Origin of the sequence: Hymenobacter telluris (assembly GCF_017313265.1) — a bacterium.
GTDB classification, from domain to species: Bacteria; Bacteroidota; Bacteroidia; order Cytophagales; family Hymenobacteraceae; genus Hymenobacter; species Hymenobacter telluris.
This window is the reverse complement of the sequence record NZ_JAFLQZ010000004.1, coordinates 293755-308076: the sequence shown is the minus strand read 5'-3', so window position 1 is coordinate 308076 and position 14322 is coordinate 293755. Positions and strand designations below refer to the sequence as shown.

The window sequence follows — 14322 nt, the reverse complement described above, 5'->3', positions numbered from 1 at the left end:
GGCGCGGCAGCTCACCGAAGAAGCGGGTTTATGGCGTGAAGAGAATTGCCGCGGCGGGCCTACCCAAAGCAGTTAACGAGCAGCCTTAACTTACCAAAGGGAGTTTCATGAGAATATCGGTTTGTGCGTCGTCACCTAGCATGAATACGTGCTTATCAAACGCCACGAAGCCGTTTTTCTGGTAGAAACGGATGGCTCTGGGGTTTTCTTCCCACACTCCCAGCCACACGTAATCGGCATTGGCCTGCACGGCAAGCTGCATGGCTTGGTTGTATAGCACTTGGCCTATCTGCTGGCCGTGGTAAGCTTGCAACACATAGATACGTTCGATTTCCAAGGCCGAAACGCTCTGAGCCTCAGTTTGGGCCGGCCCCGTGTTTACTTTCAGATACCCAATGACGGTGCCTGCCAGCTCGGCGAAATAGAAGGTTGAGTGCGGATTTTGCAGTTCTGCCAACAGCTTCTCCCCAGAGAAACCTTCCTCCAGATACCGCTTCATGTTTTCCGCAGAATTGGTGGCTGAAAAAGTTTCCCGGAACGTCTGCCGGCCAATTTGTTGCAGTACGTCGAGGTCCTGCGAAGTTGCTTGCCTGATGGTAATAGGATGCATGTGAATGTGACGGGTTTATAGGTGAAAGGCACGGCGTGATTAGCTTGCGGCTGTTGCGGCCGATATGCAAGGCCGCAGCACCTGCGCATGACTCTGTCGGAAATTCTGCAAACCACGTATCCGTTGCCGGCCGCCTCGCTCGACAAGATGCTGACGTTGGCCAAGTACGTGGAATTGCCGAAAGGCACGCTCTTGTTTCGGGACGACCAACTCGCCCATTCCATTTACGTGTTGCAGCACGGCCTGGCCCGCGCCTACGCCCAGCGCGCCGACCAAGAAGTAACGTTCTGGTTTTCCGCTGAAGGGGCAGTTCTGGCCTCCATTCGTGGGTACACTGAACAGGCCGTGAGCTACGAAACCATTGAGCTGCTAGAAGACAGCGGCTTGTTTCAGCTTGATATGCAGGCGCTCCAGCAACTGTACGCATCGGACGTGCACTTGGCTAACTGGGGGCGGGTGATGGTGGAGCGGGTGTGGCTCCAGACCGAGCAGCAACTCATTGCCCGGCAGTTTCGCACCGCGGCGGAGCGCTACACCGACTTGTTGCAGCAGCGGCCCGAACTGTTGCAGCGCGTGGCGCTAGGGCACATTGCGTCTTATCTAGGCATCACGCAAGTCACGCTGAGCCGCGTACGGGCCCAACTACGGAAAGCGCCCCGCCCTTAGTGCGACACCGCTTTCAACCCCAGCACCGAGCCAATGAGAGTGACAAGGAAAAACAAGCGCGGCCCGGTTAGTGGGTCGCCAAACGCAACCACGCCCAATATGGCCGTCCCAACGGCCCCAATGCCAGTCCAGACGGCGTAGGCGGTGCCCAGCGGCACGTACACTAAGCTGCTGTTGAGCAAGTAAAAACTCAGGGCCGCAAAGCTTGTGAAAGCCACGTACCACCCAACAGACTCGGGGCCCGCGGTAAGCTTGGCTTTGCCCAGGCAGTAGGCAAACGCAACTTCGGCCAACCCAGCCAGAACAAGAAACAACCACTGCATGGCAAAAAGAACTAAGTGAAGGGCAAAGGTCCGCCACAGTCCACCCGTTTCTTTTTACCAATGTTAAAAACGACACGCCCACCGGCGGCCCCGCCTGATAACTAGCCTAGCTGCTGTTGCGCCTTTAAATGCCGCCAATGTAGAATTGGCTGAACGCAAAAGCGCCCTGTAAACACGTGGTTTGCAGGGCGCTTCTTGCTGTTGTAGTAGTCCGTAGGGGAATCGAACCCCTGTTGGTAGAATGAAAATCTACTGTCCTAACCCCTAGACGAACGGACCGTGTTTCGTTTTGGTGCTGCAAAGATAAGACATGAAAAACTTACTCTGCAAGTCCGTAGCATAGATTTACTGTGATTTTTGTCGGCGCTGGTCCCACCACACATATCCGCCGAACAGCAGCAGGCTCACGCCCGAAACCCATAGAAGGCCGGTTTTCAGGCGGTTGCTTTCCTCGCCGAGGTAAGCCAGCAGGGCAATTAAAGGAATTGTGCCCGCCACGGTAGCCCCCATAAATTTCCAATATCCCATGCGGGCCACCCCCGCCACAAAGCTGATGGCATCGTCGGAGAGGGCGGGGGAGAGGCGGGCAATAACCACGGCCCACACCCCGTAACGCTGCACAATGTCGAGCACCTTCTGCTCGGATTTCTCGCCTAGTACCTTGCGTACAAACGACTCGCCGAGGGCATGCCCCAGCCCGTAGCCCACCGTAGAAGCGACGATGATACCCACCAACGCCACCAAAGAGCCCCACCACGGCCCGTAGGCTAGTATGGCCACCAGAATCAGTGCCACCACGTTCACCACGAACAAAAACATCTGCACCACCATCAGCAGCACCACTACCACCGGGCCCCAATACCCGAATTGGTGCATCCAGGCGGCAATCCGTTGCTGCTCGCCGCTTTTTAGCACCGCAAACCCTTCCTGCGCAGTACTTTGAAAAGCAGGCCACAGGAAATAAGTAGCCACCAGCGCCCCTATCAACCCCAACGACAGGTACAGGGGCAGATGGTTGGCCGAACGTGTGGCGGAAGCGGAAGTTACGGTAGCAGCAGATGAAGGTATAGGCATGGTAAAGTCGGAAACGAGCACGCAAAAGCGCGAAAGGCCCCTTTACGTAGCTTCTATCAGGAAGGTCAACACAACCCCAACGGCCCGGACGGGGTACTAAGGGTGAGATGGTGAGCTTGTAAGGAGGCGGGTGTGAGTGGCCAGCCGCGCCAGTGGCGCAATACGGGCCTCACAATCAGCACTTGGCAAGCGCACCATTTCCCACTCTCCTTAACCTCTCCCTGATGATTAAGCACACCTACGACATGGGCCTGATTGGCAACTGCGCCTACCTCGCCCTCATTCGCAAGGATACCTCCGTGGCCTGGCTTTGCTGGCCGCGCTTTGATAGCAGCTTTGTGTTCGGCGACCTGCTCGACACCGAAAAAGGTGGCGAGTTCAGTGTCCGGCCCGCGGCGGGAAGCCCTTTCGAAACGCACCAGTACTACCAGACCAACACCAACGTGCTGTGCACCGAAATCGAGAACGAGGACGGGCGCTACCGCGTTACGGACTTCGCGCCGCGCTTCGAGCAGCACGAGCGGTACTACAAGCCCCTGATGATTATCCGGAAGCTGGAGCCGCTCAGCGGCACGCCCCGCGTGCGCGTGACCTGCAACCCGGTGGGCGAATACGGGGAGAAGCAGCTCACCCGCCGCCGCAGCTCCAACCACATTGCTTATCTGGGGCTCAATGAAGAAATCCGCCTCACCACCGATATTCCGCTGACCTACATTCTGGAAGACGAGGACTTCGTGCTCAACCAGCCGCGCTACCTGGTGCTCACCTACGGCGCGCCGCTGGAAGCCGCCCTGGAAAGCACGGCCGAGCGGTTTTTGCGCAGCACCAAAGACTACTGGCGCAAGTGGGTGAAAAGCACCAGCATCAGCAACTTCCACCAGAATGCCGTTATCCGGTCGGCGCTGGCCCTGAAAATGCACCAGTACGAGGATACCGGGGCTATTATTGCGGCCAGCACTACCAGCTTGCCCGAAGCCCCCGGCAGCACCCGCAACTGGGACTACCGCTTCTGCTGGATGCGCGACACGTACTATACGCTCACGGCCTTCAACAACATCGGCCACTTCGAGGAGATGGAGCGGTATTTCCACTACATCGCCAACATTTCCACCAAAGTGGTGGGCAAATACCAGCCGCTGTACGGCATCAGCGGGGCCTCCGAGCTTACCGAAATCGAGCTGCCGCTGAAAGGCTACCTTGGCAACCAGCCGGTGCGCATCGGCAACGATGCCTACACCCACATCCAGAACGACGTGTACGGGCAGGTGCTGGTGGCGCTGCTGCCGCTCTACGTGGACTGCCGCTTCATCGACCCCGAGCGCACCAACCCCAGCAAACTGGTGTACGAGGCCCTGCACATGATCCAGACCACTATGGACCAGCCCGACGCGGGTTTGTGGGAGTTCCGGCATATTGCGCAGTACCATTGCTACACTTACCTGTTCCATTGGGCCGGCAGCAACGCCGCGCGCAAAGTGGCGCACTCCCTCGGCAACGCCGATATGGAGGCGCTGGCTACTGATTTGATGAAGCAGGCCGAAGAACGGATTGAACGGTGCTTCAGTGAAGAACACCAGGCCTACGCCAATGCCATCGGCTCGCCGCACCTTGATGCCAGCACCTTGCAGCTCATCATGATGGGCTACCTCGACCCCACCAGTGAGCGGGCCCACCGCCACCTGGAGGCCCTGGAGAAAGACCTGATGACCCCCGAAGGCCTGTTCTACCGTTACCGCCACGCCGACGACTTCGGCACGCCCGAAACCACGTTCCTCATCTGCTCTTTCTGGTACGTGGAAACCCTGGCCTGCGTCGGCCGCCTCGACGATGCCATCCGGGAGTTCGAGAAGCTCATCACCTACACCAACCACCTGGGCTTGCTTTCGGAAGACGTAGATGCCAAAACCGGCTCGCAATGGGGCAACTTTCCGCAGGCTTATAGCCATGTGGGCTTGGTAAATGCCGCCTACCGCATTGCCAAAAAGCTGGACCGCCCGAACTTCGTTTAAGTTTTTCGGTGTTGGTTTTTCGTTTTTTGCCTTTGATTATGACCAGAAGCGAAAAACGAAAAACCAACACCGAAAAACGAAGTTCTTACAGCAGCTTCCGTAGCAACTGCCGCACGTCGGTGGTGCCGCGTACGTGGAAGCGGGCCAAGGAGCGCGGGGCGCTGCCTACTTTGATGGTATAGGCCTCCGGGGGCATGGCTCCAAACGTGTCCTCATCGGTCCGGTCGTCGCCGATGGCTACAATGAAGTCGGGCTCGTATTCGGCCACCCAGCGCGAGGCTGCGGTGCCCTTGTTGATGCCTGCATTCTTGATTTCGATGACCTTGTTGCCTTCCATCACCTGCAAATCGGTGTTAGAAGCCAGGAAAGTAAGGTGGCTGACCAACTCACGGGCGCGCATGGCGCTTAGCTCGGCGTCGGCGCGGCGGTAGTGCCACACCAACGAATACTCCTTGTCTTCGATAAACGAACCTGCCGTACGGCTCACGTACAGTTCCAGTATTGGCCGGATTTCGGTTTTCCAGTCGTTGCGGAGGGTCTGGAACAGCGTCCATTCTTCGCCGGCGCGCCGCAGCCATACCCCGTGCTCGGCAATGAAATCAATGGGTAAGTGCCCCAGCCAGTTTTGCAGCGTAGTCCGGTCGCGGCCACTGATGACTACCACCCGATTTCGAGGGTTTTCGGCTAGTCGCTGCAATAGCAGCAGCATTTCTTCGTCGGGCCGGGCCCGCTGCGGATTGGTGTTGAAGCCCGCCAGCGTGCCGTCGTAGTCGAGTAGCAACAGCCGCCGCTCGGCCGCCTGATACTCCGTCACCAGCTGAGTGGTTGTGCTGGTGTCCAGGGTTTCGGTGGCCAGCGTGAGCTGCTTGATTTTGGCATACGAAAGCCGGTCCATGAACAGCTTGGTCCAGGAAAAGACGTTGTACTGCTGCACCAGCGCCTGCATGGCCGCCATACGTTGCATTTGCTCCTCCTCGGGCATCACCAGCGCGTCGTGCATGGCTTCGGCCAACTGGCCGGTATCGGTGGGGTTGATGATGAGGGCATCGGAAAGCTCACGCGCCGCACCGGCCCGCTCGCTCAGAATGAGTACACCCCGCTGGTCGGCTTTGCTGGCAATAAACTCTTTGGCTACCAGGTTCATTCCGTCGCGCATGGGCGTTACCAGCGCTACTTCGGCAATGCGGTAGAGCGCGGCTAGTTCTTCCAGCGGGAAGGAACGGTAGAAATAATGAATTGGCGTCCAGTAAATGGTGCGGTACTGCGCATTAATGCGGCCCACTATTTCGTCAATTTCCTCTTTCAAGGATGCGTACTGCGCCACTTGGTCACGGGAGGGCACCACCACCATAATCAAACTCACGCGCTCGGCCCATTCGGGGTAGCGCTGAAGCAGCACCTCGAAAGCGCGCAAGCGCTGGGCAATGCCTTTGGTGTAATCGAGCCGGTCGATAGAGAGGATGACGCGGGTGGTACGCAGGGCCTCCCGGTACTCGGCCTCGTGCGCCAGGGCTGCTTCTGAGGCGGCCGCCTGGGCGTATCGGTCGTAGTCAATGCCCATCGGGAAGGCGTCAACCAGTACAGTACGGGTTGGGGTCTGGAGCTGCCCGTTCTGCGAGTTCAAACCCAAGAGCTGCGAAACGGCGCTCAAGAAATGCCGCATGTAGCCATAGGTATGGAAGCCAATGAGGTCGGCGCCCAGCATCCCTTGCAGCAGCTCGTTGCGCCACGGCAGCACCCGAATCAGCTCGTGCGAAGGGAAGGGAATGTGCAGGAAAAAGCCAATGGTGCAGTCGGGGCGGGCACGGCGCAGCATTTCGGGCAGCAGCAGCAACTGGTAGTCGTGCACCCAGATGGTGTCGTCGGGGCCGGCCATTTCCAGCACGGCCTGGCAGAATTTCTCGTTTACGGCTACGTACGCCTCCCAGTGGCTTTGCTCGTAGGTGGCAAACTGCGTGAAATAGTGGAAAGTAGGCCAGAGGGTGGAGTTGCTGAAACCCTCGTAAAAGTCATGGATTTCGGCCTCGGTCAGAAATACAGGGGCCATGCTGTCAGCTTCCAGCTCTTGGCGGACGTGCTGCTCCTCTTCTTCACTTTCCACAAACAAGCCGGGCCACCCCACCCATACGTTGCCATCTTGGCGGTAAATGGAGCCCAGGCCAGTGGCCAAGCCTCCTTCGCTAGGCTGAAACGTAAGCGTGTTTTCGGTGCGTAGTATCTTGGTGGGAAGTCGGTTGGAGACAATAATCGTTCGAGACATAAGCTGTTTTCGAGTAGTAGACCCAAGGGTTTACGAGAGAAAACAGCCTATAGACGTTATTTTTTTAGCCTACCCGAACTGTGAGTCACTACGGTTGAGCTTACTTCGGCCCGCTATAAGTGTGCCGCGCCGTCCCAGCTTCTCTTGCATCAGAGACCAGCCCACCGCTCCTGAATAGCACCCAAATGCGTGTGCTGGAAGTGCGACGGATACTTCAGGCCGTAGCCCAGCAACCGGTCGAATGCGGCGTGGAAAAGCAGCACGCTACCCGCCAGCAGCAACAGCGGCTGCCCGAGCCACCAGCCGAGCAGGAGCACCCCCAACGCCAGGGCTTTGTGGTGCATGAAGTTGTAGGCTGCCGCGCCGGCCCGAGCACTTATTAGATACAGCAGCATGCTCAAATCGGGCACCAGGAAGAGGGCGGGTAGCCACCACCAGGCAAAAGGCAGCTTACTGAAAATAACAACGGCAACCACCGCTTCGGCAGCTTCTTCCAGTTTCAACAGGTTTTTCATGACGTTTGAAGTGCTTGTAGAGTACACCTCAAAGGTCTGGACCCAGGCCAGCGGAAAACGTTAACAAATGCTAAGAAATACGTCCGTCGTCTTCCAAGAGCCGCGCCCGAATCCGGCTCAGTGACACGGGCGTTACCCCGAGGTAGGAGGCAATGTAATGCTGCGGCACCCGTTCCAGAATCTTGGTTTTGTGGCTGCTCAGCAAGGCCCGGTAACGTTGTTCGGGGCTAAGCAGGAGTAGCTCGGCCAGGCGGGCGTCGGTGCCCAGCAGATGGTATTCAGCCAGCAAGCGCCCAAACCGCTCGTACACCGGCCATTCATCGTAAAGCGCAGCAAGCAGGGCATACGGAAATACCAGTACCTCAGTGGGAGCCAGGGCCTCAATGCCAAAAGCACTGGGCTGGCCGGTGAGGCAGCTCTGGTAGGAAGCCATTAAATGGTTCTCGAAAAAGAAGTAGGTGGTTTTTTCTTCGCCGTCGGGGCGGGTATAGAAGAGCCGGCAGGCGCCGGCCACCAGCAGCGCAATGGTGCTGCTAGGCTGGCCCTGGGTTACAAATAGTTCGCGCCGGGCAAGGTGGCGCACCTGCAAGCCGGCACTCAAAGGTGCCCATTCGGCATCGGTAAGCGCAACGAAACGGTGGATATAAGCCCGCAGTGGATGCATGAAGGCAAGATACACGCTGCCTGTTTACCAAGCTGATAAAAACAAAAAACCCGCTCATCTGTCTGATAAGCGGGTTTCAATGCAAGGCCAAAACAGTAGGCTAGTAGTCCGTAGGGGAATCGAACCCCTGTTGGTAGAATGAAAATCTACTGTCCTAACCCCTAGACGAACGGACCAGATAAACGGCCTTTTCTGTTTTGGTGGTGCAAAGATAGACGTTCACTTCTTACAAGCAACTACCTCCCCGAAAAAAGTTTGTATCTGACAGTAAAACCAATTGATAGTCAGCAGGAAAAAAATCACTTTCAGTTGAATCTATCGTAGACTACGTAGTGATTTGGCGAAGTACCCTGAGGCCTGTACCTTCGCTCCGTGTTTTTCACCCGGCCTTACCAGGCCGTTAAACTCCCCATTCCCCTTACTAATATGGCTAAAATCAAAGTCGCCATCAACGGTTTCGGCCGGATTGGCCGTCTGACGTTCAAAGCGCTGCTGGAGCGCGACAACGTGGAAGTTGTGGCTATCAACGACCTGACCGACAACAAGACGCTGGCTCACCTGCTCAAGTTCGACTCGGTACACGGCCGCTTTAAGGGCACCGTCGCCTACGACGAAGAGAGCCTGACCGTAAATGGCCAGCGCATTCACGCTCTGGCCGAGCGTGACCCCAAGCTGCTGCCCTGGGGCGACATGGGCGTTGACGTAGTACTGGAATCGACGGGCCGCTTCGTAGACGAAGCCGGTGCTGGCCAGCACCTGACGGCTGGTGCCAAGAAGGTGGTTATTTCGGCCCCCGCTACGGGCAACATTCCTACGGTAGTACTCGGCGTAAACGAGGACATCTTGACCGGTGAAGAAACCATCCTCAGCAACGCCAGCTGCACCACCAACTGCCTGGCCCCCATGGCGAAGGTGCTGGACGACGCTTTCGGCATCGAGAAAGGCTATATCACCACGGTGCACGCCTACACCTCCGACCAGAACCTGCAAGACGCGCCGCACAAAGACCTGCGCCGCGCCCGGGCTGCTGCCTATAGCATCATCCCAACCAGCACGGGTGCCGCCAAAGCCGTAGGGCTGGTGCTGCCCCAGTTGAAGGGCAAGCTCGATGGCATTGCCATGCGCGTGCCTATTCCGGACGGTTCTACCACCGACCTGACGGTTATCCTGAAAAAGGAAGTAACCAAGGAGCAAATCAACGAGGCCATGAAGGCTGCTGCCGAAGGCGAGCTGAAAGGCATCCTGGAATACAGCACCGACCCGCTGGTAAGCATCGACATCGTGGGCAACCCGCACTCGTGCGTATTCGACTCGCAACTGACTTCTTCCAACGGCTCGTTGGTGAAAGTGGTGGGCTGGTACGACAACGAAACCGGCTACAGCACCCGCACCGCCGACCTGATTCAGAAGCTCGGCGAGAAAATGAACGGCTAAGCTGTCTTTTTCAAGCAACAAAAAAGGGGCTCCCAGCAATGGGAGCCCCTTTTTTGTTTGAAACGTAAGAACAGGGCGTTGGCGAAGAGTAGCAAGCAGCCGGCTCAGAATGTGGTGTTTAAAGTAGCTGCAACGGCTTTTTTCAGGGCCTGCTATTCGCCATGTAAGAAGAGTGGCCGGAATTTTATGTTTGGCGCTTCCGGTGCTTTGCGCTAGGTTAGCGCCGTAAACTTTAGGGGTGTCCTGCTGGCCAGGACTGAGATGATACCCTTTGAACCTGATCAGGCTGATACCTGCGAAGGGAAAAGTACCAGAGTGTCGGTGGGCGCGTATGTGCGCGCTCAGGATACGCGCCTGCTATTGTTTATAGTCTGATTTTCAACCAACTAGCTGCTAGTTGCATGATCTACTATGTAAACAATACGCCGCAGGAAGCCCCCGCTGCCCGCACCATTGCCGAAGCCTTGGCGGAGCTGAGTTTCACCAGCCCGCGGGGCGTGGCCGTGGCCGTTAATGGCACCGTGGTGCCCCGCCCGGAGTGGCCCGGCTACGCCCTGCAACCCCACGACCGACTCACCATCATCCGCGCTACTCAGGGCGGCTAGCCTGCGCGTTCCTTCCTTTTTCCTGTCCCGATGAAAAAAGACCATGCCCCCCAGCAGACGCTGGTGGAACGCGCGCCCCTGACCGGCTCGCGCAAGATTTACGTGCCCGGCCAGCTGCACAACATCCAGGTGGCCATGCGCGAAATTGTGCTGGCCGACACCCAGCGCAAGTTCGATTTCACCAACCCCACCGAGCAGAACCCACCCGTGACGGTGTACGACACCAGCGGCCCCTACACCGACCCCAATGTGGCAATCGACCTGAAGAAAGGCTTGCCCCGCCTGCGGGAAGAGTGGATTACCAGCCGCGGCGACGTGGAAGAGCTACCGGGCGTATCGTCGGAGTACGGGCGGCTGCGGGCCGACGATGCACGGCTGGATGCGTTGCGCTTCGAGCACATTCGGCGGCCGTACCGGGCCAAAGCGGGCCACACCGTCACGCAGCTGCACTACGCCCGGCAGGGCATTATCACGCCTGAAATGGAGTATATCGCCATTCGGGAAAACCAGCGCATCGACCAGCTGGCGGCTGATGACGCGTTGCGGGCGCAGCATCAGGGGCACAGCTTCGGGGCCAACACGCCGCAGGGCTACATCACCCCCGAGTTTGTGCGCGACGAGGTGGCGGCAGGACGGGCCGTGATTCCCTCCAACATCAACCACCCGGAAAGTGAGCCAATGATTATCGGGCGCAACTTTTTGGTGAAAATCAACACCAACATCGGTAACTCAGCCGTGACGTCCAGCATCGAGGAAGAGGTGGACAAGGCCGTGTGGAGCTGCCGCTGGGGCGGCGATACGTTGATGGATTTGAGCACCGGCAAGAACATCCACGAAACCCGCGAGTGGATTATTCGCAACTGCCCGGTGCCGGTGGGCACGGTGCCCATTTATCAGGCGCTGGAGAAAGTGAACGGCAAGGCCGAGAACCTGACCTGGGAGCTGTTCCGCGACACGCTCATCGAGCAGGCCGAGCAGGGCGTGGACTACTTTACCATCCATGCCGGCGTGCGCCTGCCCTACATCCCCATGACCGCCAAGCGCGTGACCGGCATTGTGTCGCGCGGGGGCTCGATTATGGCGAAATGGTGTTTGGCACACCACCAGGAAAACTTCCTGTACACCCACTTCGAGGAAATCTGCCAGATTATGAAGGCCTACGATGTGGCCTTCTCGCTGGGCGACGGGTTGCGGCCCGGCTCCATTGCCGACGCCAACGATGCCGCCCAGTTTGCGGAGCTGGAAACCCTGGGGGAGCTAACCAAAATTGCCTGGGCCCACGATGTGCAGGTGATGATTGAGGGGCCCGGCCACGTGCCCATGCACCTGATTAAGGCCAACATGGACAAGCAGCTCAAGGAGTGCCACGAGGCGCCATTCTACACGCTCGGCCCCCTCACCACCGACATTGCGCCCGGCTACGACCATATCACCTCGGCCATTGGCGCGGCCATGATTGGCTGGTTCGGTACGGCTATGCTGTGCTACGTGACGCCCAAGGAGCACCTGGGTTTGCCCAACAAAAAGGACGTGAAGGACGGAGTTATTGCCTACAAAATTGCCGCCCACGCCGCCGACTTGGCCAAAGGCCACCCCGGAGCCCAGTACCGCGACAATGCCCTGAGCAAAGCCCGCTTCGAGTTCCGCTGGGAAGACCAGTTCAACCTCAGCCTCGACCCCGACACTGCCCGCGAGTACCACGACGAAACCCTGCCCGCCGAAGGAGCCAAAGTGGCACACTTTTGCTCGATGTGCGGCCCGCATTTCTGCTCGATGAAAATCACGCAGGAAGTGCGCGACTTCGCGGCCCAGCAGGAAGTAGCCGCCGACGAGGCCCTGACCAAAGGCCTGGCTGAAAAAGCCCGTGAGTTCGTGGCGAAAGGCAGTGAAATCTACTTGTAAATCAGTTATCAGTTGTCAGTTGCGGGTTGTCAGCTTGTTCTGGCTGGCCTGAGCACTGCTAGCTGGCAACTGGCAACTCGTAACTCGCAACTGGCAACTGGCAACTCTTATGCGTCCCTACGCCCTCAGTATTGCCGGCTTCGACCCTAGCGGTGGGGCCGGCCTGCTCGCCGATTGCAAGACCCTGGAGGCCAACGAGGTGTACGGGCTGGGCGTGTGCACGGCCCTGACGATGCAGAACGACGTGCAGTTCGAGCGGGTAAGCTGGGTTTCCGCCGCCGACATGCAGGATCAGGCCCGGCTGCTGTTCGCTCAGTTTCCCATCGATTACGTGAAGATTGGGCTGCTGGAAAGTATTGCACAATTGCCGGAATTACTCGGGTGGTTGCGGAGCCAGAACCCCCAAGTGCGCATCGTGTGGGACCCGGTGCTGAAAGCCAGCGCGGGCTACGAGTTTCACGCCGGGCCACCGCCGGAACTGGTGGCGGCCGTGGGTTCGTCGCTGGCGCTGCTTACGCCCAACCGGCCCGAGATGCTGCGTTTGTGGCCCGCGGCCAGCGCCGAGGAAGCGGCGGCGGCGGTTAGTGCCTTTTGCCCGGTGCTGCTCAAGGGCGGCCATGATGAGGGGGCTTCGGCTACGGACATACTGTATCAGAACGGCGAACCGCGCCTGTTTTCCGCGCCCCGGCTGCCGCACGGCGAAAAGCACGGCAGCGGCTGCGTGTTGTCGGCGGCGGTGCTGGCGCAGCTGGCGCGGGGTGCGTCGTTGGAGGAAGCATGCCGGGCGGGCAAGGCCTATACCACTACCGTGCTGGCCAGCAACCCGACGTTGTTAGGCTACCACTTCACTTCTTTGTAATAAGATGAAAATCAGCAAACTGCATTTCATTGCAACTTCTCCCCAGCAAGCCGAACAAGCTTGTGCAGGCGGGGCGAGGTGGATTCAGCTGCGGGTGAAAAACCTGGCGCCCGACGAGTGGGAAGAACTGGCCCGCGCGACGCAGCAAGTGTGCCAGCACTACGCCGCCACCTTGATCCTCAACGACAACCCCTGGCTGGCGCGCACTATCGGGGCCGATGGGGTGCACTTGGGCAAAGAGGATATGCCACCCGCCGAGGCGCGGGCTCTTCTTGGTCCGGGCCCTATTATCGGGGGCACCGCCAACACGTTCGAGGACGTGCAGCGCCTGGTCGCCGTGGGCGTTGAGTATATCGGGCTGGGGCCGTTTCGCTTCACCACCACCAAGCAGAACCTCAGCCCGGTGCTGGGGCTGACGGGCTACCACGAAATCCTGCGCCAGATGCAGGCCGCTGGTATCACTGTGCCGGTTATTGCCATTGGCGGTATTGTGCGGGCTGATTTGCCGGAGCTTTTAGCCGCCGGTCTGCACGGCGTGGCAGTGTCGGGGGCCATAGCCAACGCTCCTGAACCGGCCGCCGAAACCGCGCTTTTTCTGAACCAGTTGCACCCGCAAAACCTGTTCGTATGACCACCCAACCGCTCGTTATTGCCGACCGGCAGTTTTCCTCGCGCCTCTTCACTGGCACCGGTAAGTTCAGCTCAACAGCCCTGATGGAAGAAGCGCTGCTGGCTTCGGGCTCGGAGCTGGTAACGGTGGCCCTGAAGCGCGTCGATGTTACCGATGCCGACGATGAGTTGCTCGGCCACCTCAGCCATCCGCAGTTCCAGCTGCTGCCCAACACCTCGGGCGTACGGACGGCTAAAGAGGCAGTTTTCGCGGCCCAGCTAGCCCGTGAAGCGCTGGAAACCAACTGGCTGAAGCTGGAAATTCACCCCGACCCCAAGTACCTGCTGCCCGACCCCGTGGAAACGCTGAAAGCGGCCGAGGAGCTGGTGAAGTTCGGCTTCGTGGTGCTGCCCTACATCCACGCCGACCCGGTGCTGTGCAAGCGGCTGGAGGAAGTAGGGGTGGCGGCTGTGATGCCGCTGGGCGCCCCCATTGGCACCAACCAGGGGTTGCTCACCAAGGAGTTTCTGGAAATTATCATCGGGCAGAGCCGGGTGCCGGTGGTGGTGGATGCCGGGCTGGGCGCGCCTTCGCACGCGGCGGCGGCCATGGAACTGGGGGCTGATGCCGTGCTGGTCAACACGGCCATTGCGGTAGCCGGGCAACCGGTGGCTATGGCGCAGGCGTTCCGGCTGGCCGTGGAAGCCGGCCGCCTAGCCTACGAGGCCCGGCTGGCCCCGCCGCTGGTGCAGGCCGCGGCCAGTAGTCCGCTCACCGCTTTCCTGGACTGA

General features: G+C 59.0%; 14 protein-coding genes, 2 tRNA genes and 1 riboswitch. Of the genes, 8 read left to right on the top strand and 8 right to left on the bottom strand.

From position 1 onward, the window contains the following. Positions 1-85 precede the first annotated feature (85 nt). Positions 86-610: a GNAT family N-acetyltransferase gene (locus J0X19_RS08740; RefSeq protein ID WP_206983919.1), complete on the bottom strand. Its 525-nt coding sequence runs from the start codon at positions 608-610 to the stop codon at positions 86-88. An 87-nt stretch (positions 611-697) separates the two neighbouring features. On the opposite strand from J0X19_RS08740, the gene J0X19_RS08735 reads away from it, so the two are divergent. After that, a complete protein-coding gene (locus tag J0X19_RS08735) occupies positions 698-1276 on the top strand; it encodes a Crp/Fnr family transcriptional regulator (RefSeq protein ID WP_206983915.1) in 579 nt (192 codons plus the stop codon). Here J0X19_RS08735 and J0X19_RS08730 read toward each other — a convergent pair. The 3 genes from J0X19_RS08730 to J0X19_RS08720 all read right to left on the bottom strand — a co-directional run bounded on the left by J0X19_RS08730 (position 1273) and on the right by J0X19_RS08720 (position 2673). After that, entirely contained in the window at positions 1273-1599 is a 327-nt protein-coding gene (locus J0X19_RS08730) for a DMT family transporter (protein ID WP_206983913.1), read from the bottom strand. The two genes, J0X19_RS08735 and J0X19_RS08730, sit on opposite strands and share 4 nt — an antisense overlap. A gap of 207 nt (positions 1600-1806) precedes the next feature. Continuing rightward, positions 1807-1878, bottom strand: a tRNA-Glu gene (locus J0X19_RS08725). A gap of 66 nt (positions 1879-1944) precedes the next feature. After that, positions 1945-2673, bottom strand: coding sequence for a TVP38/TMEM64 family protein (locus J0X19_RS08720; protein WP_206983911.1), 729 nt, complete (start codon positions 2671-2673; stop codon positions 1945-1947). A 224-nt stretch (positions 2674-2897) separates the two neighbouring features. Between J0X19_RS08720 and J0X19_RS08715 the strand changes: the two genes are divergently transcribed. After that, positions 2898-4682 (top strand): glycoside hydrolase family 15 protein, encoded by a 1785-nt coding sequence (locus J0X19_RS08715; protein ID WP_206983909.1) that lies wholly within the window; start codon positions 2898-2900, stop codon positions 4680-4682. A gap of 85 nt (positions 4683-4767) precedes the next feature. Here J0X19_RS08715 and J0X19_RS08710 read toward each other — a convergent pair whose 3' ends face one another. The 4 genes from J0X19_RS08710 to J0X19_RS08695 form a co-directional block, all read right to left on the bottom strand. Then, positions 4768-6942 carry a bifunctional alpha,alpha-trehalose-phosphate synthase (UDP-forming)/trehalose-phosphatase gene (locus tag J0X19_RS08710; protein WP_206983907.1) on the bottom strand — a complete coding sequence of 725 codons (2175 nt, stop codon included), beginning with the start codon at positions 6940-6942 and terminating at the stop codon, positions 4768-4770. A gap of 149 nt (positions 6943-7091) precedes the next feature. Then, the gene (locus J0X19_RS08705) at positions 7092-7457 is read right to left on the bottom strand and encodes a DUF4260 family protein (RefSeq protein ID WP_206983906.1); all 366 of its coding nucleotides are present in this window, start codon (positions 7455-7457) and stop codon (positions 7092-7094) included. Between the two features lie 70 nt (positions 7458-7527). Then, positions 7528-8121, bottom strand: a complete 594-nt coding sequence (locus tag J0X19_RS08700; RefSeq protein ID WP_206983904.1) for a Crp/Fnr family transcriptional regulator — start codon at positions 8119-8121, stop codon at positions 7528-7530. Positions 8122-8225: 104 nt separating this feature from the next. Further along, positions 8226-8297, bottom strand: a tRNA-Glu gene (locus J0X19_RS08695). Positions 8298-8547: 250 nt separating this feature from the next. Between J0X19_RS08695 and gap the strand changes: the two genes are divergently transcribed. From gap to J0X19_RS08665, 6 genes are all read left to right on the top strand, one after another. Then, positions 8548-9555 carry a type I glyceraldehyde-3-phosphate dehydrogenase gene (gene gap, locus J0X19_RS08690; protein ID WP_206983902.1) on the top strand — a complete coding sequence of 336 codons (1008 nt, stop codon included), beginning with the start codon at positions 8548-8550 and terminating at the stop codon, positions 9553-9555. Positions 9556-9779: 224 nt separating this feature from the next. After that, positions 9780-9876, top strand: a riboswitch (TPP riboswitch). 80 nt (positions 9877-9956) lie between these two features. Beyond that, the gene (thiS, locus tag J0X19_RS08685) at positions 9957-10160 is read left to right on the top strand and encodes a sulfur carrier protein ThiS (RefSeq protein ID WP_206983900.1); all 204 of its coding nucleotides are present in this window, start codon (positions 9957-9959) and stop codon (positions 10158-10160) included. A 30-nt stretch (positions 10161-10190) separates the two neighbouring features. Then, positions 10191-12062 (top strand): phosphomethylpyrimidine synthase ThiC, encoded by a 1872-nt coding sequence (gene thiC / locus J0X19_RS08680; RefSeq protein WP_206983898.1) that lies wholly within the window; start codon positions 10191-10193, stop codon positions 12060-12062. 109 nt (positions 12063-12171) lie between these two features. Then, complete coding sequence (locus tag J0X19_RS08675; RefSeq protein WP_206983896.1) at positions 12172-12921, top strand: hydroxymethylpyrimidine/phosphomethylpyrimidine kinase; 750 nt, start codon at positions 12172-12174, stop codon at positions 12919-12921. Positions 12922-12925: 4 nt separating this feature from the next. Continuing rightward, positions 12926-13552: a thiamine phosphate synthase gene (locus J0X19_RS08670; RefSeq protein WP_206983894.1), complete on the top strand. Its 627-nt coding sequence runs from the start codon at positions 12926-12928 to the stop codon at positions 13550-13552. Beyond that, on the top strand, positions 13549-14322 hold the full coding sequence (locus J0X19_RS08665; RefSeq protein WP_206983892.1) for a thiazole synthase: 774 nt from the start codon (positions 13549-13551) through the stop codon (positions 14320-14322). The genes J0X19_RS08670 and J0X19_RS08665 overlap by 4 nt, the downstream gene beginning before the upstream one ends.